Below are 21,941 nucleotides of genomic sequence, written 5' to 3' on the forward strand. Positions count from 1 at the left end.
ATAATTTATTGTCTTATTATTCAATATTTAAATTATAAAAACTAATATATTAGTAAATTGCAATAAAGGAAATACCCAAGACAAGGTATTTTTTCGTAAGTCACCTACAATCTACATGTTAAAAGAAAAAACACAATCTTATTTAATTCAGCAAAATAGCCTTCACAGTATTCAAAACTGGTTCATTTATATAATTCAACCATACTTCGGCACAATATTTCTACCATTTCAGACATTCATCATGTAGCTTTAAGATAATACAGCTAAACATGGATAATCCTATTTTTTTAAACATGAGCAATCCCCCGAATTCAAATGAAACCCAGGCAACCCAGTTCTTAAAGAAAATGGGAATATTAGATCAACTTTTCGAAGCCATTGCACCTTATAGGCCTCAAAACATAGCTACCGAGGCAAAAAACACGGAAATGTTTTTGGACTACGAACAGAAATATGCTGATTTAGAAATTGAAAAGAGGTTATTATCATTGCTAAAGCAATTCTATTCTGAAGCTGACCTCCAAAAATTCAGCGTAATGGATGCCGATTCTATCTATGAAGCCGATAAATCAACATTTAAATCATTCGAAAAACAGATTGAAAGCTTATATGACGAAATCTATATAGCAGGCAACAGACTATCCTCAGGGGTAAAAATCGTTGGAACCCCTGATCAATCAAGACCCTTTGAATTTTTCACTGTAGAACGCCAAAACGGCATCTATGTGGCCAAAGCCTTTGATAGCTTTATGCCTCAAAACATACAACTCAGCCAAGTAGCATTGGTGGATCCTATGCACTTCGTTTCCATAGAGGCCAAAGACCAGGAATTACGGATCGAACTTTCTGCTGAAGGCCAGGAATTAATTTCCAAGCATTTTCAAGACAATCCTTACGAACCATTGGCTCTTTTGTTAAATCAGAGAATAATAAATATCGTGAGAGATACAGCAAATCTTCAAAACAACGTTTTATTAATTTGGAGTCCTTGGTCGGCTCAAGAACTTATTGAATTCACAAAATCAGCTAATAACGAATAAAAACAACATAATTAAACTATATCCTATGTTTGAAAAGACTCCGTTAATTCAGGCCATTGACAGTGGCAACTTCGACAACGCCGTTGAATTGTACAACCAAGGCGAAAGAATCCCCCACAGCCAACATGCCTACGATTATTCCCAGCTTTACGATACCCTAATCAGAAAAAAAGGCTACGAACTAATTAGCCTTATGTTTCAGAACAATGAAATCGAGAAGGACATCTATATGCTCGATAAAATTGATGAAAGTATTTTTTCTAAATTGATCCGAGTTAAAAATCCAGATGAAATATTTATTTCATTTTTCAAGGATCTATTAGAACAAGCTGAAAACATCAATGATGAAGTAGCCGGACAGACCTTGATCAGTTTCGCTGCTGAGAATGCAGCCGATCCGCAAATTATACAAGCCTTAATTGATGCTGGCTGTAGGGTTGATTTCAAGAACCAAGCGGAGGACAATTTGCTGAACATTAGCATTAGAAAACATGGCATAACTCCCGAACAGATAAATCGTTATATTGACATATTCCTTAAAGAAGGTTTAGATGTAAACGAAGCAAACAAGGTTGGCAAAACTTCCTTGCACGTCGCCTTGGAGAGCAACAATAAACATGTTTTGGAAAATCTGTTGCAGAATGGAGCAAGCCCGAACCAACAAGATCATGAGGGAAATTCAGCATTCTTTATTGCCGTTGCACATAAGCATGATTTTGAACAATACAAACAGCTTTCAGAATATGAGGGCATGGATTTCGAACAATCCAACAAACGTGGCGAAAAAGCCCTCCACGCCCACCTTAGAGTGGCAGATGGTGCGGATAACACGGAATTAATTTTGCAGATGATTGAAGATGGTGCAGATTTAAACAACACCGCCCCCCATTACGATAAACAGCTTTCTGCCTGGCATTGGATCGCCGAGAAAAAAGCACCATTTTTTGAACAGGTTTTCAAGGCCGCTCAACCGGACATCAATGAACAGGACGACTTGGGCAACACCTTATTACATAAAGTCGTTATGAAGGACAGCAACTATGATCAAAATGCTGCCAAGGAAACTTACAAAAAAGTAAAATTCCTATTGGATAACGGAGCAACAGCCAGCATCCTGAACAATAAGGAACAATCAGCCATGATGATTGCTTCGGAAGATAATTTAAAAGCAAAGACCGTCGAACTGCTATTAATCGCTCAACAAAAAGAAAACTAAGAAATTATGTCCATGTCATTTATTATCGCCTGTGAGGGCGGCAAACGTAAAATAGCCGAATTACTATTAGAGAACAATGAAGTCGATGTCAAGTATACAGATGAAAAAGGCAGAACCGCCATGCATTATGCAGCACATCGTGGCTACCTTGACCTGGTCAAACTATTGGCAGAAAAAGGTGCTGAACTGGATTATGAGGATCAACAGGGCGAAACTCCCCTATTCTTCGCATGTCTCCAAAAGCAGAAACAAACGGCCATATATCTGATTGAAGAAGATGCAAGGGTTGACATCAATGACCTCAAAGGCAACAGCCTCCTTCATTTGACAGCTTCAACTGGTCAAGGTGATATCCTCAAGACCTTGATCGAAAAAGGACTTGACGTCAATGCATTAAACAACAGTACCGAAAGTCCTTTGATGCTAGCTGTATTGAACAGAAGCCTTGAGGCAGCCAAAATCCTACTTGAGAATGGTGCTAATCCAGAAGCTAGCAACAAATCAGGAAACACGCCTTTATTAATTGCCGTAAAGAACAGGCACCTCCCTATGGTTGACCTGTTATTGGAAAACGGGGCAGATGTCAATCAGATCAATCAATTTGGCGAATCGGCCATCTTGGTTGCATGTTACGAAGGCAACAAAGCCATGGTTAAGACCCTGTTAGAAAATGGTGCTGATGTATCAATTAGCAGTTCTGAAGGAGTTTCTCCTATTTGGTATGCCTGCAGCCATAACCAAAAAGAAATCGTCTCCCTGCTTCTTGATAACGGCCTGGATGTAAACCACAGCCGACCAGTCACCGGAAACAGCCAAGCCATGTATGGATATCTGGACTTTGTAGAAACCAACAACAACCTGTCTATAGATGCCCAATTCAATTTTAATGTCAATGAATCCCAAGGTGGGGAAAGTTTGCTACAACATGCCGTTAAGAATGGACACCTAAGTATGGTCAAATTACTGATTGAACGTGGTGCCAATATCAATCAACAGGACGAGTCAGGAAATACAGCCCTGCACTATGCCGCAGCAAATGGCAAAAAAGATGTACTCAAATTCCTTTTAGAAAACAATGCTGACCCGCAATTGGTCAATGTAAAAGAGCAAAAAGCGATCGATTACTCCAACATCAAGGGTTTCAACGAAATCACGGCCTTACTGATCCAATTTGGATCTACCCAAGGAAAGGAGCAAGCAAATACCGCAACACCAAGTCCAGCGGCAAGCGCAGCAGCACCAGTGGATAAGAAAAAAGCCCTGATGGACCTAAAGGACCTAATGGATGCCGGCATTTTGACACAGGAAGAATTTGATGCTGAAAAGAAAAAGATATTAGCAGGTTAAAATTGTAAAAACATTTTTAACTAATTCATGTTGCATTGGGAAAAAGTTATTTATGACCAACACATCAATTGGAATCCTTCTTCTTCGAATTTTCATAGGCTTAAGGCTTATGTACGGCGTATCGGATAATCTGATCAGCTGGGACCATATGCAGGAATTTGCTGGCTTTTTGGGAAAATATAAATTCCCATTCCCAATGGTTTCTGCTATTACCTCAGTTGCTGTACAGATGATCGCTGGCTTCCTAATGTTGATTGGTTGGCAAACAAAGCTTTCCGCAGCAATTATTTTTATAAACTTTTTGATCGCCATTTTCATGGTTCACTTCCCTAATGGCGATAGCATAGACCTTATGACACCGGCTCTAGCTATGCTGTTTGTTTCGGCAAGCCTCTTTTTCACTGGGGCTGGAAAATATTCAATAGACAAGGTATAATTAAACTATAAAACAATGGAATTGACAAACTTTAAATAGAATCAGAAAAAACTAAACAATATGGCCATGATATTTCTGCTATTGGGAATTGCAGGCTTAGGTTTTGCATACTATAAATGGTTTGTAGACACATCATCCTACGTGGTTTCGATGGGGAAATATGGCAGTATATTTATTGCCATATTGGGCTTTGGGGCTTTTACCTACATGAAGTTATTTGGCAAAAAAGCTGATGAAATCGCCCTAAGTATTGGCACAAATGGAATAACGTCCAATACGACGCCGATTGCTAAGGCAGCGGAATTAATTGAATGGGATGATTTAGTAGATATCAATTTCCATGGAAACTACCTAGACATCCATGTCAAGGACCCCAAGAAATATGCCGACAGAATGAATAACTTCTTTGTCCGTGACACCTATCTAAAAGGCATGAAAGGAGTCATCCGTATTTCCATTGCCGAAGTTGATGGTTCTCCAGAAGAAATGTCCGCAGCCATCGGGAAATATTTAAACCTTTAGGGAGATTACCTGATATCGATACCTGTATACAGGTAATTTCCAATATTTTCTGTCCCTAACTCTTTTATTATTTTAGATTTGTTAGAAACAAAATCTATCCTAATATGAAAAAACAGTTTTTTATGGCATCACTAGTTCTGGGATGCAGTCTATTTGTCGCATGTGGCAGTTCGAATAATTCAGAGGAAGAGGGGGATTCAGAAGATACGGGGGTTATTGAGAACCTAAGCAATGCCGGCGAGGCCATCAAAGGTCTAAGTGGTCTTGAAAAAGCCATGAAGGATATTGAAGTTCAGATGAATGCCTTAAAAGAAAAGACACCTGTAAGTAACGATGAATTAAAAAAGGTCCTACCTGAAACATTAGAAGGCTTGAAAAGGACTTCCATCAACCTAGGTGAATCTGCATCCATTGGGATCTCCAGTGCAAATGCGACCTATCAAGACGAAGGTGCTACAAAAACAATTGAAGTATCCATCTTGGACGGAGCCGGTGAAGCGGCAAGCTCTATTACTGGTCTCGCATTTTATGGTTTCAACCAGGATTCGGAAAGAATCACGGACGATATGACCGAAAAAACGATGGAATATAAAGGTCAAAGAGCAAAACTAACAGAAGAAAAATACTACGATAAGCAGACCTCAAAAATAGAATGGCTCCATAAAAAAAGATACTTGATGAAGGTACAGGGAGAAGGATACAGCATTGACGAGGTGGGTAAGATCATGGATAATTTAGCGTTAGGAAATTTACCTGAATAACAACTACACTACATAACACAGATAAGGGGCAATGAAATTCATCGCCCCTTATCTTTTAATTTTATATTTCTTATTATTTTTTAGGTTTGGATGCCATTACAAACTGCAACTCTCCTCCATTTGAAATATCGGCATGCGAAATCTTAAAATCTTTCAGCTCTTGTCCATTCCACAACACCTTGCTCACATATACATTTTTCTCCGATTGGTTCTTTGCAAAAACCTTCAAGGTCTTCCCATTATCCAATTGTACTTCAGCTGATTTTACCAATGGACTACCCAACCAATAATGTGGATCTCCAGGCGCTACAGGATAAAATCCCAAAGAACTGAAGAGATACCAAGCAGACATTTGCCCGCAATCATCATTTCCTCCTAATCCAGCAGGACCATTATGATATTGGTTACGAATAATCTGTCTGATTCTTTCCTGAGCTTTCCAAGGGCTTTTGGTGATATTATACAGATAGGCAACATGGTGCGACGGTTCATTTCCATGCACATAGTTCCCAATGATGCCTTCACGGGTAATATCCTCGGTATTTTCAAAATACTTATCTGGAAGGTGCATGGTAAACAAGGAATCCAAATAAGTTTCAAATCGTTTCTGTCCGCCCATTGTCTCCATCAATTGAACTGGTTGGTGTGGTACATATAAAGAGTAATTCCAGGTATTTCCCTCAATAAAACCTTGCCCATGGGTATCTAGCACATCAAACTTCTCTCTGAACACCCCTTTGCTATCTTTAGGACGCATAAAACCGATTCGCTCATCATACAGGTTCTTCCAATTCTCGGCGCGTTTGTTAAATTCTGCAGCGATTTCCGCCTTACCCAATTTGTCTGCCAATTGAGCAATACACCAATCATCATAAGCATATTCCAAGGTATTCGACACTGAAGTCCCATTTTTATCATCCGGAACATAGCCCAAGTCGATGTAATCCCCAATACCTTCATATCTTCTTGCATTTGCCGTTTCAACACAGGCATTCAAGGCAGCTTCCGCATCTCCTTTATATACACCTTTCATAATAGCGTCTACCACCACCGATACCGAATGGTACCCACTCATACACCAGTTTTCATTCGCATAATGCGACCAGATTGGCAACATATTCAAGACCGACTGTTCATGATGCGCCATCATCGAAGAAACCATATCTGCATTTCTTTTCGGATCGACCAAATTCAGCCAAGGATGAAAAGCCCTAAAGGTATCCCATAAAGAAAAGGAGGTGTAATTCGTAAAACCCTCAGCTTTATGGATTTCTTGATCCAAACCCTTATACTCGCCATTTAGGTCCATATATACGGTTGGCATCAGGTTCGCATGATAAACGGAGGTATAAAAGTTAACCAGATCCTCTTGGTTCAACATATCGACCTTAAACTTCTCAAGCTCCTTATTCCAATCTGATTTCCCTTTGTTTACAATTTGTTCAAAATTCCAGTTTGGAGTCTCTGCTTGCATATTTTCCAATGCATTCTTCATGCTCACTGGACTCAATGCCACTTTCATCATCACTTGCTCCCGCTCTTTGGTATCAAAATCCAGATGCATCTTGATATTATGTGCGGCTAGATCTGGAAAGTTATCTTCTTGGTTGAATTTCCGCCAAAAGCCTTTGTACTGCACATTTTTATCCAAATACTTCGCTCCATAATTTTTGAATGCTTTGGAAGTTTTGATAGCAAAATAAACGGTTCTGGTTCTTGCCCAACCATTGGTCTGCCTATACCCTGTTATGGTGGAATCATTCAATACCCTGACCACGGTCCAAACATTTTTGCCATCATAGTTATAGATACCCGCTGTCAAGTCTAAGATCAAATGGGATTGATCGGATGCTGGAAAGGTATAGCGATGAACTCCAACACGGGTACTTGTAGTTAATTCCGCCTGAATATTATGCTTATCCAGTTTCACTTTATAGTAATTGGCTTCGGCAATTTCATTATCATGGCTATATGCCGATCTATACCCATCTTGTGGCCTATCGGCTGTTCCTGGGTTCAATTGCACCTTTCCTTGAGTTGGCATCACCAATATATCGCCAAGATCGGAATGTCCTGTTCCCGAGAAATGCGTATGACTGAAACCAACAATGGTTGGATCATCGTATTGATATCCTGCACAGTATTTATATACATCACCTGTGTACTGTCCATTGACTGCATAAGGGATGGTATCTGTCTCCGGGCTCAATTGTACCGACCCAAAAGGAACCGTTGCTCCAGGGAAAGTATGCCCCATTTTAGCCGTACCGATCAATGGTTTGACGTATTGACTCAGGTTTGGCTGCTGGGCATTCGATAATACCGGAATGACCATAAAAGCCAATACCTTGGCAAAATTCATATAGTTCTTTTTCATCATTTTAAATTGCGGGGTTTAAAGCATATTCTGCCCAAAGTTCATCGATCGTTTTTCCGGTTTCATTTGCCCAAAAAGAGTCCGAATAGGTCTTATTGCGCATAGCCAGGTCTAACTTTTTGACAAAGTTCTTTTTCTTATTATGCTCAATCCAATTGAAGAACCGAGCAGTAATCCTGTAAGAATCGGTATACTTCTGTTTTTCATTAAATTCAGGAAGCCTCCAATTGCCTGCTTCATTGGCGACACCATATTTAAATCGAATATAATCAGCAATCCCTTCTGTAATCCACCAAGGACCCGATCCATTTGGATAAGCCTGAACGATATGCATGACTTCATGCGTCACGACATCGATATCATGTGGATTTTTCTTCAACCAATTTGGACTATATCGAACAATCCCTCCTGCAGTGGCTGCAACACCATCATATTCAGGGTCAATAACAAAAGTCACTTCTTTTCTGGTTTTCTTATTGAATTTTTTGGCCAATTTAGGATAGTTGATAAAATAGGTGTCAATAAGCTGTTGTTTAGTTTCTGCACTAAATTCTTTATCCTTATTGATCCAGATCAGTGTATATCCCTTCTTCTTTAACGTGTCTACTTCTACTGCAACCTTGCGGTCGGCATCAGTATGTTCCCAGCTTTGTGCATAACTTGAAGAAACTGAAATACCCAAAAATATGCTTAAAGCAAATGTTAATGTGTTTTTTCTCATTGGGCTAATTGATTTATAAAAATTTGAGTCAACTCAAGTCAATAATTGCTGTTTTGAGCTGACTAAAACGAATAATCTAGTATTCAAATATATTTAAAAAGATTAGTAATACTATAAATTTCTAGGATTGTTACAACAGTATTTATTAACCTAAGTTCATTTTTTGAGCTTTAATTCTCCAGCATAAAAAAAACAACAAGGAAATGAGTCAAGAGGCTAAGCTAGGAAGTGGATTATTTTATATATTATATCTATAATCAAAAAGGGTCATATCATTCTGATATGACCCTTTTTTGATTACTTACAGTAAACCAAGTATAACCCTTTGCAGGAATCTTGACCGGTAAATTCACTTTATAATCTCTTGCTAACTGATACTTTTTCGGGTTCTCTCCTTCAAAAGCAATCTGTACATCCTTGTCCAAACCGGTATAGTAAAGCGGAAGGTCTATATGAATAACCATCTCGCTATCAGTTGGGTTATACAACATCCCCAAACCTTTCTCCTTTCCATTTGGATCAACATGCAATATCCCATCCCAATTTCTGCCATCCGCCCTTCGCAAATGGATGATATCCGCATTCAAGATATCTCTATACTTTTTGTACCAATCAATGACTTCTATGACCGTAGCCTTAGTCCTTTCAGTGTCATACAAACGGGGGCCTCTGTAACAGGCTTGAACCCCAGCTCCATAATATTGCATCATCAATTGTTTATAGTCATCCAAATGATCATTTAAGGGTTCTAAAACGGCATCAGCGCCACCACCATGATAGGCCGTCAGGGGTACAAAACCCCAACCCATCGAAGGTGTTTTTTCCCAAGTACCATCGTAGATATTTTGTCTGTTTAAAATCTTCTGTTGGTCTCGCGACAAAGAAAAATTCACCTCCCGATAGCCCAACGCAATTTTATTCGTTCCATCTAGAAAATACCAGTCCGGGGCATTGATATAAACTCCCATCTGATTCAATTCGTGGAAGATCGACTTCTGTATTTCCATCTGCGCAAATTGGGAATCTTCCAACCCATGGTGACCTGGGTGATCATGGGACGCACAGACATCGCCCGGATATGGCCCATCCATTTCTAAAATACTGAAACCAGTATTCCTGAAAAAGTCTTTAATGGCTTGCGCATAATCTAACCCCCACTGACTGCCAAAACAGGGTGCATTGCCAAAAAAAGCGCCCCCTGGCTTTCCTGTTTTCGGATTGATCACATCCGTTTCAGCGTTAATAGTCCTGGAACTGAATAAGGTGTAACCGCCCAATTTCACGCCTTTTGATTTCGCATAATCGGCCAGTTCCCGCCAATCTTTATGATTCTCTGGGGTATTTAACTCCATTTTCAGATGGCTTCCAAAACTCAGGATAACCGCCTCATAACCTGTTTCAGCACATTGATCGATAGCCGTGATCACCTCCTCCCTATTTTTACTGACTAAATGCATAAAGATTGGGTTAGCATTGGTCCAAGGAGTTAATTGACGGTACATTTTCCGTACAGCAAGCCCTCTACGCTCCTGATCATGGCTATCATGCAACAATTCAAAAGTCTTGACCGAGGTAAACTTCTGTTTCGGTAAAACATCAATCTTCGATACATCCTTCGGATAGATCAAGGCTTTTGCCGGAGTGGTCAGATCATAATTAACTTGAGAGGTATAGCTGCTATCCTGCTCCCAATGCAAAGTCTGTTCAGATAGTCGATATTTCATGGCATTGTTAAAAGCGTAATTGGTTTCAAAATAGATACCCGATTGCTTTTTCATATCCTCTGTACTTCCTACGACCGCTGATTCCTCTTCTACCAAGGAGAGGATTTCATTGACTAAGCGGTTTACCTGAATTTTGTTTTGACTCTCATTTCGCACTACTACCCATTTTCGAAGAACTGGCAATCCATCATAGATCTCATAATGTACATCCACGGAAACCCCAGCTAATTCAGGATGCTGAAATTCTAAAACTAAACCTATCCCTTTTGCCTTTTCAGAATTTGAGGACCAAAACGGACTATTGCTGTTCAAAGCCTGTTCTAGTGGCAGTTCCTTGGCCGACTTAAACACAAAAGCATCTGGATTCGCTTTTAAGGAAGGAAACCATTCTGTCAAGAAATAAGCTTTTTCTTTCTGTCCCTTCAACCCGCCTATCTCATAGTCCTTCCCATTAATATTGACGATTGCCTCTGGTTCTATCGCACGTATCAATTGCTGACCATTGCTCAGGTTGCTAAAATCATAACAAGCTAGGTTGGCAGCTTTCTTAAAGGCTCTTCTGATAAGTCCATTTTCAAGGACAATCCCATCCTTATTGTTAACAATTTTCGATTGAAAGCCTGTTGATTGGATTAACCAATCTTTGTGAACGAGTTGTGTTGTTTGCCCTTCTGCGTATTGAAAAGTTGAAACTGCCAATAAGGCTATCAGGATTAGTTTAGTGTTGATTCTCATAATTCAAAAAAATAGGCAGTAGAAAAAGGATACTACTGCCTGATGCATAATTAATTTTATAATCTAAAGACTTCTTGACAAATCGTTCAATAAGGTCTTAGCATTGTTCAATTCCTCATTCCACCCATCAAATCGCTGATTGGCCTCCATTTTATTGATTGCGGTCTGAAAGCTATCTATGGCTTTTTGATCGTTTTTCTCTTTCAGCGCTTTCATCACAATTCTCGCTTTTTCATAATCTTGGATACCTTCCAACATCCTTTCGTATCGAATTGATGAACGTCCCTTAGGATAGACGATATAGGTATCACCAGCAGGCCAGGTCCTGAACCTGGAATCCGTTAAAGGGTTTTCTACCCATGAATTATAGGCCCACCTCAACATCCCATCAAAGCCGGTTGCTAAAGCATACCAACCTAGGTAGGTCGATTCCGCAGGTTCTGAAAATGTAAACTGATTCGGAAAACCATCCGAACAACAGATATAAAAAGTACTGTTTAACCCTCTTTTATGGCGGTCCATGATATCAGCCTTTGAAAATGGATGCCCCACTGAAATGCTGATATCTTCCGAATTTGGAAACCTTTGATAGGTTTTTTGATTATCAGCATACGAAATCCCGATTTCCGGTGCTACCTTCTCCAATAAAGCAAATGCAGCATCCATTTGTTCCCTTTCGCGTTCATCCATGGCAATATTGGTTTTATCCAACCAGCCCTTTCCTTCAAGATGCTTAACGAAATCCTTTAAAAAAGGTGTCCAAAGTTCTTCAAAAATAGCTGTGCCCGGTTTTGTGACCACATTGACCAACTCTCCTTTAGTGGCATCCTTATAATGGATTTCATTGTTCCAAGGAATAATTGAATAACAGTTTATCATGTCATCAACACCCAGATCCATCATAAATTGCACCCAACGGTCAAATACGGAATAATCATAGGTCCATGTTCCATTGCTATTTTTGGTCCATGTGATCATATCGGCATAGGGATCATAGGTCTGAACATTCCAGGGGTCTTTGTTCAATGTGGTGGTTATTACTTTTTGGCCAGCATCAGCCAGCATTTGCATCACTGGTTTCATCGCTTCAAAATGGGCATCACTCCACATTTCCAAACCTTCAACACGAGCCACAGCTGATGGATGCTGCCATTGGTCTAGGTGATAGCTCCATTCCGTTGCTTTCGGCAAGGTTTGATTGATCACATCCAGCTCCAAGGCCAATTTTTGTGCAGGTTGACCTTTGGCAGAAATTGTTACAATAGCATTGTATAAACCTGCCTGTGCATTTTCGGGAATCTTTACACTAACCCAGACAGGTCTAGCTGTTTTCTTAGGGATATCGAAGGACTTTAAATTATCCAACATATCCGGAGCTAATGAGGAGGCGAAATCCTCAGGTTTCCGGTACCCACATCCGCCCGCAAACTCATCAGTCATGACATAGCGGACAAATCGTGCATCCGTCGCTGCTTGGGGAATCACCGCCTTATTTTTCGATACTAAATCCGAAATATCTACATGAACATCAGCAATATCGGAACTGGTCCATAAAAGGATCTGTGCAGATAGCTTCTCCCCTTTCCAACCTTCAATTTTCACCCTGTTTTGCTTGGCAATTTCTGGTGCCAAGGATTTGGCAAATCGCTTATCGATTGTTACAAAAGAGCTATGCAAACCTGGACCCACCTTTGACCAATCCGAATTGACATCGGCCGTGGGATCTGCTAATTCGATAAATGTTTCTGAAAGCGCAGTTTTACTTTGGGCGTTTGCTTCTTCAACGTTCAAGAACGCTAGGCCTAAACTCAGTAGAACCACCCATTTAGGAGTGTTGATTTTCATTTATTAAAAGTTTAGTTGATTAATCTGCAGCAATGTCTACTGCAAGAATATAGTTAACAATATACAGGAATTTAATTAAAAGTCGCCTTCAATTAGGCTCTGTAAACAAAATATTATCAAACCTTTCAAATACCGAAACAGCTTTATATCATCATGCAATTAACTGAACTTCAATTAATTTATTAATTATATAAAAATTGTTGCAAACAAACATTTTCATTCTATATTTGTACTTGTTTTTAATGAGTCTAAATAAACTAACCTCTACCTGTTAGTTTCGTTTATATTTTAGCACTATAATTCTTCATGTTTGTGGAGGGACGGTTTAAAGGACTGCTTATAAAACAAAATAGCGCCATGCTAAAGACGGCAATCTCTGCATGACGCCAAAAATCTAATATCAGCTGTAACTGCTATTAGTTGATTGACTCAATGAATCAATCACCTTTAACACACTGTAAGTATGAAAGGACCTGCAAGATAAAAAAAATTGGGCGCTCTCCCTATTTATTTATCCCAAGGTTCTTTCATAAACAGTTAATGGAATTTTTAACACTATACATTAACATTTATGATTTACAATCTTTTTTCTAATCACTCCCCTACGAGTAAAACTAGTTTTTTTACAAATCTTTTCTTTTCAGGGACTTGCAATGTACTTTTTCAGACCCTCATGTTTATTCTTTTTCCCTCTATTCTAAAATCGATCCAGTCCTATAATGAAAACTAACCTCTTAACCACTCTATTTATTATATTCTTAATAACATCCTCATACGCCCAAAATGGCATTATCAAAGGAACTATCCTGACACAGAAAGGAAATCCAGCCAAAAATGTGGTTGTCAAATTGAATGGTTCCCAAGAGATGGAAGTCGATTCTCTAGGAAAATACCAGTTCATTAATCTACCGGCTAAGACTTATGAGGTCAGGGCAAAACATATTGGTTTCACCTCCCAAGTCAGCACTATAGCATTAAAGGAAAATGAAACCCGAGTTTTGGATTTTACCCTTGAAGAAGGGACCAATACACTGCAAGAAGTTGTGGTTTCCGCCAAGAAACCCATAGTGGAACATGAATTATCCAATTCCTTAAGGGTTCAGACTCCAATTCTAGAACTTTCCCAGAATGTGCAAACCATAAATGCTGAAGTGCTTGCAAAACAACAAGCATTCAATTTAGCGGATGGTGCATTCAGGAATATCTCTGGGGTAAGCCGACAAACGCATTGGAATGATATGTACGTCAATATCCATATGCGTGGGTCACAAATACAGGCTTTCAGAAATGGGATGAATATTGTCAGTTCCTATTGGAGTCCACTATCTGAAGACATGGCAACCGTAGAAAAAATTGAATTCGTAAAAGGACCAGCCGGATTTATGATGTCCAGTGGAGATCCTGCAGGAATCTACAATGTGGTTACCAAAAAGCCAACCGGACAAAAAAATGCCGAGGTAACCTTTAGCCTAGGAAGTTTTGAAAATTACAGAACCACCTTAGATTTGGATGGCAAGGTCTCAAAAGATGGCAGGTTATTATATCGATTGAATATTGCCGGTTCTTCAAAAGCTTCATTCCGCCCGAATGAAGACAATAAAAGACTTGTAATCGCTCCTGTTCTATCTTACAAAATCAATGATAAGACAACCGCAACATTAGAATACACCTATCAGAAAGCAATCATGACTGATGTTGGATCCGGTTATTTAATGTCTCCTTTTGGTTATAAAACCCTTTCTAGAGAAATCTCCTTTTCTCAAAAAGGAACCGAACCTATGGACATTGATGAACACTCCGCATACATCAATATCGAGCATAAATTAAATGAAAATTGGAAATTAACTGCTCAGGGTGCCTATTTTAATTACAACCAAATCGGCGCAAGCAGTTGGCCAAAAGATATTCTTCCCAATGGCAAGGTCATCAGGAAATCAGACACCTGGGATGCACAAAGCACCATGTTATTAGGCCAAGTCTTCTTAAATGGTTCATTTAACACGGGACAAATCAAACATCAAATATTGGCAGGTATTGATCTAGGTAGTAAATCCTATTTGGCAGACTGGAATCAAAGTATTGTTCTGGATAGTTTGAATGGTGGTGAGTTTGATCCTAAGAATCCTGTTTACGGATTTGACTTTGGACTTCAGAATTTTGACCGATCACATTCCTTGGCCCAACGCGCAGCTGTAGGCGGTGGTATTATGGCCACGGATTACACCTCCGCCTATGTGCAAGATCAAATGAGCTTTTTTGAAAATGCTTTACGTTTGACTTTGGCTGCTCGCTATACCTCCATGTCTATCAGTACCTGGGGCGGAACACCAGTTAAAAGCGAAAAAGTCACGCCGAGAATTGGTCTATCCTACTCCATTGATAAAAATACCGCAGTCTATGCATTACTTGACCAAGCTTTTCTTCCCCAACAAGGAATTTTATTTGACGGTTCTAAAATAAAACCAATCACAGGTAACAATTATGAACTTGGTATCAAAAGAGATTGGTTCAAAGGAAAATGGAATAGTACCATCGCGATCTATCAAATCACCAAAAACCATGAAATAACATCCTATGGACCAAGACCTGAGATGTCAGTCGAAGTTGGGCAAAAAAGAATCCGCGGGCTCGAAGTCGATATCCGTGGTGAGGTATTAAGGGGATTGAACCTGATTGCGAACTATGCATATACCGACGGACAAGTAACCAAAATCAATGAAGGTGTTGATGCCTTTTTTGTTGGACAAAGACTTGATGGTGCCGATGTTCATATCGCCAACCTATGGCTGGACTATGAATTGACGCGAGGAAAGGCTAAAGGTTTGGCCTTCCAATTTGGAGGGATGTCAAATATCCAACGTGCCTTGGAATTCTATTCCAAGGATGAACCCGAAAAAAATATTGAAGACTATTTCCGCTTTGATGCCGGAATGGGCTACCGCATCGACAAATTCAGTGTCAATCTAAATGTACAGAACCTTTTGGATAAATACTTGATTGAGGGCGGTAGTTATTACACCAGCTACTTCAGTACCCCTGTTTACTCTTGGCAAGCCGGTGCACCAAGAAACTATAGATTAACATTTGCATATAAATTCTAAAACCATGAACACAAAAACATTATTGACAATTTTAATAAGCCTTGTAAGCCTTCAATTTGCAAGTGCACATGCATTATGGATTGAAACCCAAACAAATGGCAAATTGAACCAGAAACATACGGTCAAAGTTTATTACGGTGAATATGCCGAAGGTTTGGTAGACCCAATCGATAAATGGTATTCAGATGTCAAGGATTTCGACCTGATTTTAATTGCGCCAGATGGAAGTAAAAAAACCTTAGAGAAAACTGCATCAACGGACCATTTCGAAGCATCATTTTTACCTACTGAAAATGGATCCTATATCCTTTCAGTGGTAAAAGCTGCAAAAGAAGCCTATGAAACCATGAAATTCGAATTTTCTTCTACAGCCTTCGTCCAGGTCGGAAACGGATCGACTAAATTAAATAGCCTTCCTTTCCATGTTGAATCAACAGTCCAAAATCCAAAAGTTGGTGCAAGCCTGGAAGTCCAGGTATTGGAAGATGGTCAGGCTGAAAAAGAAAGAGAAGTGCTTATCATGGGACCTGAAGGATGGACCAAAACGCTCCATACCGATAATCAAGGAAAAGTTTCCTTTAAACCCTTGGTAAAAGGAAAATACATTATCGAAGCTTCTAAAACTGATGATAAAGTTGAAGATTGGCATGGCCAAAAGATTGAAAAAATCTGGAGAGGCAGCACTTATTCCATAAATGTAAATTAAGCTTATGCCTAGTAAAATGCTTGCCGGCATTTTACTAGGCTAATTTCCTTCTCAAATATTATGTACAGCCTGATCATATTTTTCGTTTTCACCGGTTCCTACTTCCTTTATTGTAGCAGCAAAAAAATGAAGAGCATCCATCAAATAGAATTCAGTATTTTAAAAATTTTTCAACCCAATCAACTGAAACTCGCAGGATTTATCCTTTTGGCAATTGCCGCTATCTTAACTCTTTGGAAACAAGGTCTAGAAGCGGGAAGTTTTGCGTTTAGCGTTTATTTAATGACTTTCCTAAGTCTTTTGAATTTGCTCTTCCCCTATAAGACCATTAACTGGAAACATATCCTTCTTCTTTTTTCCATATCCCTGACAATTGAAATTATTTTTTTCTAAATCCATCTTTACCCATGCCCGCAAACAAGAAATACCTAAGCTCTCCTTTCCAACGGTTTTTAAAAATCACCGCAGGTTTCTTTGCAGGATATATGCTCATGCTTGCCTTCCACAATTTCTTGACCCTATTCTGTGAAAGGAAAAACATTGTTATGCTGTCTGGTTTTTCTGGGTATATCATTTGGGCAATCCTGCTCCTATTGGCTTTTTTATCGAAAAATGGTTGGTACATCTGGGGAATATATCTTTGCCTAACCTTCCTTTTATCAATCCCTTTCATCTTTTAATTCATAATGAATACCAGAAATTATAACATCTATTTTAATACCCATACCATCAGTGGGATTATCATCTGTGCGATTCTCTATGTCATATTCTTTGCTGGTTCATTTTCATTTTTCAGAAATGAAATTGCAGCTTGGCAGCAAGGGGATTCGTTCTCAAAAATGACTACTGCCGATGTAGATTGCGATTATTTATTGGATTCCCTCGGACAAGACATGGAACTAAAGGGAAGAGATATTACCTTTTCCTTTTATCATAAGAATGCTCGATCCTACATGAGCTATACCGAATCCAAGGACAGCTTGCAACATGAGAAAAACTTAGCCATAATCAATGAAAAAGTAGCCAACAAAGCAGATTGGACGACTACAGATTCAAAATATTTCGGATATAACTTTATCAACAGGAAGTCCGGCAGTTATAGTGAAAACTATGACCTTGCCGAATTTTTATATAGACTGCATTTTTTGGCCCAATTGAATGAGCTGCCCATCAATATAGGCATTGGCCCATTTGGTTATGTAGTTGCAGGATTTACCTCCTTTATCTTTCTCTTTGCGCTGATCACGGGCTTATTGCTACATTGGGACAAGATCGTTTCCAATTTTTTCATCTTTCGTCCCTTTTCCAAATGGAAGACGGTCTGGACCGACTTGCACACTGCCTTAGGGGTTGTAGGCTTCCCTTTTCAATTTGTCTATGCCGTGACCGGTATCTTCTTAATCTTAAATTCTGTCTTAGCTATCCCATTTGAAAAGATAATCTACAAAGGTGATTCAGAAACGATGTACACTGACCTTGCCTTTAACCATAAAGTCAACCTGCCATACAGCTATTTAGCCTTAGTTCAAACCCCAACGGTCAATCCTTTATTGGATTCAGTAAAGAGAAAATGGCCGGATAGTCGTGTATTTCGTCTCAGCATAAAGAACTATGGGGACCAAAATATGCAAATCATTGCTGAAATTAGCCCAACCTACTCCAAGCACATGGCTGGTTATGGAATCTATAACATACGGGCGATGGATGGGAAAATACTGGAGGAGAAGACCCCCATGTACAATTCCACTTTTGTAGATCATGTCAAGAGTCTCTTGTATAGGTTACATTTTGGAGATTATGCTGGTTACCCCCTTAAATATCTTTCCTTTATTATGGGAATCATGGGTTGTTTGGTCATTTCATCGGGAATCATGATCTGGTTAGTCGCAAGAGACAAGAACAATGTACCAAAGCATAAAAGAAAATTCAACTTCTGGTTGGCGAACATATACCTAGCCATCTGTTTATCCATGTTCCCAACGACTGCAATTACCTTCATAGCGGTAAAATTAACTGCAAATGTAAATCAGGAATTCCTATATCAGGTTTATTTTTGGACTTGGCTCCTATTTAGCACTTATTATATAATCCGTAGAAATATCAACAGAACGAATAGGGAAACCCTATTGATCGGAAGCATCCTTGCCTTTATGATACCCATCGTCAATGGGGTCTTTGGTAAAAATTGGGTATGGAATAGTTTGATTGAGGGAAATATAGATCTGTTCAGTATCGATTTTCTTTGGATCTGTATTGGTCTGGTCGGCATATTTATCTATAGAAAAATCAATAAGCAGAACAAAGCAATAGCATAAGGTCAATTACCTCAATAAAGTCTCTTTAATTAAGATATATAAGCCTACAATAAGGATCATATATCCAAAGCCTTTTTTGAGGTTTTTGTTGCTGATTTTCTCTGAAAGGTAAAAACCAATGAAAATACCGATCACGGTACCACCGGTATAACCGATCAATAATTCCCAATCAAAGAGTTCAAACTTCTCCAGATCACCCATTACGCCAAAGAAAGAATTAATACTGATAATGATCAAGGAGGTAGCCACGGCCTTCCGCATGGGCAAATGGTAAAAATTGACCAATGCGGGAATAATGAGGAATCCTCCTCCAGCACCGACCAACCCTGTCACCAATCCAACCAAAGCTCCCTGAAACACAATAACCTCTATGGGCGTTTTCACATATTCCGGAGGCACTTCAGGGTTGTATTTAGCAGAGCGAATCATACTCAACGAGGAAGCTACCATAACAAAGGAAAACAAGATCATCAACAGTACATTTTGATGAAAGCTATATCCTGCTATGTGGATGACCTCTGGAACCAAAGGAAGAATGAAGGAACGCGTAATAAATACAACAATCAGAGAAGGAACACCAAAGGTCAAGACCTTTGGAAGGTCTGCTTCCTTTTTTATAATCCCCCGCACGGCACCGATCAATGAAGTGATACCAATGGCGAAAAGCGAATAGGTCGTGGAAAGTGTTGGTTCGACTGCCATAATGTAGACCAAGATCGGCACAGTCAATATGGTACCACCACTGCCAATTAACCCTAAAGTTATTCCGACCAAAATTGCTAATACACAGCCAAGGATTATCATATAATCAATAGATTGGTTAAAATATCATTATTCTTCCCACTCATAAAAGTAAAGGAAATTAATTAAAATAAACCATTTCCAAATCTTTTTCCCCAAAGCTGATAATTTTTATTCTTTTCCTTTAAATTGCATTTAATCTATACTACCCTGATCTAAATTTCCCGGAAAAATCGCAGCACATCAGAAATTTATTGGACAACAAAGGGGACTTGTTTTGGACACATTGCTAACCACAGCAATATCTCTCGAATATGCCTCGAATAAGGCCAGGCTAATTCCCGAAAAAAACATCCAAAAGTAGAATGTTCACCCCATCAGATTGGTCAGAAAAAAAGCCTGAAATTGGAAAAATCAGGCTTTGACTAACAAAAATATAAAAGAATGTGATTATTGGGCAGTATCTTGAACTGTAGTATCGACCTCCGTTGAATCTAAATTGATAACTTCAGCATCCGGAGCGTTTATGTTATAGCGTTCTGCATCTCCCCCCTGTTCAGGGTCTGGAAGAACTTCAGTTTCTGTTTCTGTATTTTCGCTATTGTTACAGCTGGTCATAGTAAAGAATCCCATGGCAAATATTCCAATTACTAATTTTAACTTATTCATATGCTTGTCATGTTGATTTGTTAATAAAACCATCCAAAAGAAGAAATGTTTTAATGACGATAAAAAAAACCTGACCTTCAAGAAGAAAGCCAGGTATCATTCAGGTTATTTTTAGTTAATAAAGGTCACAACTTTTCACCATGTTGGGAGATATCCAGACCAACCTCCTCATCGGCATCAGATACCCGTAACGGCGTAATCATATCAGTAAACTTCAATAAAATGAATGCCATTAATAGGATAAATACCGCAGCTAGAACCAGTCCTAGCATATGGGCTGAAAACAACTTCCATTCGCCATAAAACAATCCATTATCTGGGATAGCGGGATTAATGGCATTCGTAGCAAATACACCGGTCAAGATCATACCTACCATACCGCCTACACCGTGGCTTGGGAATACATCCAAGGTATCATCGATCCTGGAGCGTGTTCTCCAAGCAATCACTACCCTGCTGATCACAGCGGCAACAGCCCCTATGACCAGGGAATGTCCAAAAGTGACGAAACCTGCCGCTGGTGTAATGGCGACCAATCCCACTACGGCGCCAATGCAGACTCCCATTGCAGAGGGTTTGATCCCCTTGGCTGCATCAAAGAATATATACGTCAATGCAGCCGCTCCAGATGCGGTAGAGGTGGTAATCAATGCTGTCGCTGCTAATTCTGAAGCCGAAAATGCCGAACCAGCATTGAAACCTATCCAACCAAACCATAGTAATCCAGTACCCAATAGCACATAGGTGATTCGTGCCGGGCTATGACTATGCATATCTTTTCCTTTTCTCAAATATATTGCAGAAGCCAATGCCGTTAATCCTGCAGACATATGGACCACTGTTCCGCCAGCAAAGTCCAATACACCTAGCTTGAACAGGAAACCTTCGGGATGCCAAGTAGCATGTGCCAATGGCGCATAGATAAAAACAAAGAACAAACAGATAAAGAGCACATAGGAAGTAAATCGAATCCTTTCTGCAAATGCACCTGTAATAAGTGCAGGCGTAATAATGGCAAATTTTAACTGATAGATGGCAAAGAGTGCAAATGGAATCGTCGGCGCTGCATCCCAAGGTCCGCGCTCCAATACATTATTGAACATAAAAAATGTGAAAGGATTGCCAATAACCCCTCCTATTGACTCGCCGAAGACCAAACTGAACCCAAAGATTACCCAAATCACGGCAACCACAGCCATACAGATAAAACTTTGCAACATGGTGGAAATAACGTTCTTTTTTTTGACCATACCACCATAAAAGTAAGCCAAACCGGGGGTCATGATCAAAACTAGGGCCGTAGAAGTCAACATCCATGCGATATCGGCATAATTATACCCAGAATTTGAATGGATTTGAGGTGTTTTTGAAAAAACAAGCGATATTAACACTAAAACACTCATAAAAACGAGGGGAACATAAGACTTTTTACCTGACAACACCATAATTATTAAATTTTGTTCAACAAAAATACGTTTTTATTGATTTTATCAAAATTTATTTTGATTTTTTATGAAAATAAATCAATTATTTCGTTTAAACTTTAAATAAATACCAAATTAAATTGAACAAAACCATCAAATAACAGCAAACAGCAACAATTAACAGTGTATTTCGAAGTTTAAAATTGATAATTATTAAAATATTGTAAAAACCTAACCGATTTTAAATAAAGACTAGAAAAT

17 protein-coding genes are annotated in these 21,941 nt (G+C 39.2%); 9 read left to right on the forward strand and 8 right to left on the reverse strand.

Translation table 11 applies throughout. The features are described 5' to 3' along the window. The first annotated feature begins 269 nt into the window (after positions 1-269). The 6 genes from ACWIB3_RS15500 (at position 270) to ACWIB3_RS15525 (ending at position 5,322) form a co-directional block, all read left to right on the forward strand. Positions 270-1,040, forward strand: a complete 771-nt coding sequence (locus ACWIB3_RS15500; RefSeq protein ID WP_454292060.1) for a hypothetical protein — start codon at positions 270-272, stop codon at positions 1,038-1,040. 25 nt (positions 1,041-1,065) lie between these two features. Further along, the gene (locus tag ACWIB3_RS15505; RefSeq protein ID WP_454292061.1) at positions 1,066-2,256 is read left to right on the forward strand and encodes an ankyrin repeat domain-containing protein; all 1,191 of its coding nucleotides are present in this window, start codon (positions 1,066-1,068) and stop codon (positions 2,254-2,256) included. A gap of 12 nt (positions 2,257-2,268) precedes the next feature. Beyond that, on the forward strand, positions 2,269-3,603 hold the full coding sequence (locus ACWIB3_RS15510) for an ankyrin repeat domain-containing protein (RefSeq protein ID WP_454292062.1): 1,335 nt from the start codon (positions 2,269-2,271) through the stop codon (positions 3,601-3,603). A 52-nt stretch (positions 3,604-3,655) separates the two neighbouring features. Further along, positions 3,656-4,039 (forward strand): DoxX family protein, encoded by a 384-nt coding sequence (locus ACWIB3_RS15515; RefSeq protein ID WP_454292063.1) that lies wholly within the window; start codon positions 3,656-3,658, stop codon positions 4,037-4,039. A gap of 60 nt (positions 4,040-4,099) precedes the next feature. Beyond that, positions 4,100-4,561: an STM3941 family protein gene (locus ACWIB3_RS15520; RefSeq protein WP_454292064.1), complete on the forward strand. Its 462-nt coding sequence runs from the start codon at positions 4,100-4,102 to the stop codon at positions 4,559-4,561. A gap of 122 nt (positions 4,562-4,683) precedes the next feature. After that, positions 4,684-5,322, forward strand: a complete 639-nt coding sequence (locus tag ACWIB3_RS15525) for a hypothetical protein (RefSeq protein WP_185213736.1) — start codon at positions 4,684-4,686, stop codon at positions 5,320-5,322. Positions 5,323-5,395: 73 nt separating this feature from the next. On the opposite strand, the gene ACWIB3_RS15530 is transcribed toward ACWIB3_RS15525, so the two are convergent. From ACWIB3_RS15530 to ACWIB3_RS15545, 4 genes are all read right to left on the reverse strand, one after another. Then, complete coding sequence (locus ACWIB3_RS15530) at positions 5,396-7,699, reverse strand: GH92 family glycosyl hydrolase (protein WP_454292092.1); 2,304 nt, start codon at positions 7,697-7,699, stop codon at positions 5,396-5,398. Between the two features lie 4 nt (positions 7,700-7,703). Further along, on the reverse strand, positions 7,704-8,420 hold the full coding sequence (locus ACWIB3_RS15535) for a basic secretory protein-like protein (RefSeq protein WP_454292065.1): 717 nt from the start codon (positions 8,418-8,420) through the stop codon (positions 7,704-7,706). Between the two features lie 272 nt (positions 8,421-8,692). Next, entirely contained in the window at positions 8,693-10,879 is a 2,187-nt protein-coding gene (locus tag ACWIB3_RS15540) for an alpha-galactosidase (protein ID WP_454292066.1), read from the reverse strand. Positions 10,880-10,942: 63 nt separating this feature from the next. After that, on the reverse strand, positions 10,943-12,724 hold the full coding sequence (locus ACWIB3_RS15545; RefSeq protein WP_454292067.1) for a glycoside hydrolase domain-containing protein: 1,782 nt from the start codon (positions 12,722-12,724) through the stop codon (positions 10,943-10,945). 719 nt (positions 12,725-13,443) lie between these two features. On the opposite strand from ACWIB3_RS15545, the gene ACWIB3_RS15550 reads away from it, so the two are divergent. Together ACWIB3_RS15550 and ACWIB3_RS15555 are read left to right on the forward strand one after the other, a co-directional pair. After that, positions 13,444-15,825 carry a TonB-dependent siderophore receptor gene (locus tag ACWIB3_RS15550; protein ID WP_454292068.1) on the forward strand — a complete coding sequence of 794 codons (2,382 nt, stop codon included), beginning with the start codon at positions 13,444-13,446 and terminating at the stop codon, positions 15,823-15,825. A gap of 4 nt (positions 15,826-15,829) precedes the next feature. Beyond that, positions 15,830-16,531, forward strand: coding sequence for a DUF4198 domain-containing protein (locus ACWIB3_RS15555; protein WP_454292069.1), 702 nt, complete (start codon positions 15,830-15,832; stop codon positions 16,529-16,531). A gap of 379 nt (positions 16,532-16,910) precedes the next feature. On the opposite strand, the gene ACWIB3_RS15560 is transcribed toward ACWIB3_RS15555, so the two are convergent. Beyond that, positions 16,911-17,204, reverse strand: coding sequence for a hypothetical protein (locus ACWIB3_RS15560; protein ID WP_313261826.1), 294 nt, complete (start codon positions 17,202-17,204; stop codon positions 16,911-16,913). Positions 17,205-17,217: 13 nt separating this feature from the next. Between ACWIB3_RS15560 and ACWIB3_RS15565 the strand changes: the two genes are divergently transcribed. Beyond that, positions 17,218-18,846 carry a PepSY-associated TM helix domain-containing protein gene (locus ACWIB3_RS15565; protein WP_454292070.1) on the forward strand — a complete coding sequence of 543 codons (1,629 nt, stop codon included), beginning with the start codon at positions 17,218-17,220 and terminating at the stop codon, positions 18,844-18,846. A gap of 6 nt (positions 18,847-18,852) precedes the next feature. Here the strand turns inward: ACWIB3_RS15565 and ACWIB3_RS15570 are convergent, their stop codons facing one another. The 3 genes from ACWIB3_RS15570 to ACWIB3_RS15580 form a co-directional block, all read right to left on the reverse strand. Beyond that, complete coding sequence (locus ACWIB3_RS15570) at positions 18,853-19,650, reverse strand: sulfite exporter TauE/SafE family protein (RefSeq protein WP_214648505.1); 798 nt, start codon at positions 19,648-19,650, stop codon at positions 18,853-18,855. Positions 19,651-20,037: 387 nt separating this feature from the next. Further along, positions 20,038-20,256, reverse strand: coding sequence for a hypothetical protein (locus ACWIB3_RS15575; protein WP_185213726.1), 219 nt, complete (start codon positions 20,254-20,256; stop codon positions 20,038-20,040). A gap of 125 nt (positions 20,257-20,381) precedes the next feature. Further along, a complete protein-coding gene (locus ACWIB3_RS15580) occupies positions 20,382-21,659 on the reverse strand; it encodes an ammonium transporter (protein ID WP_454292071.1) in 1,278 nt (425 codons plus the stop codon). Positions 21,660-21,941: the final 282 nt, after the last annotated feature.

The sequence above is a fragment of the Sphingobacterium sp. NPDC055431 genome (genome assembly GCF_053644255.1).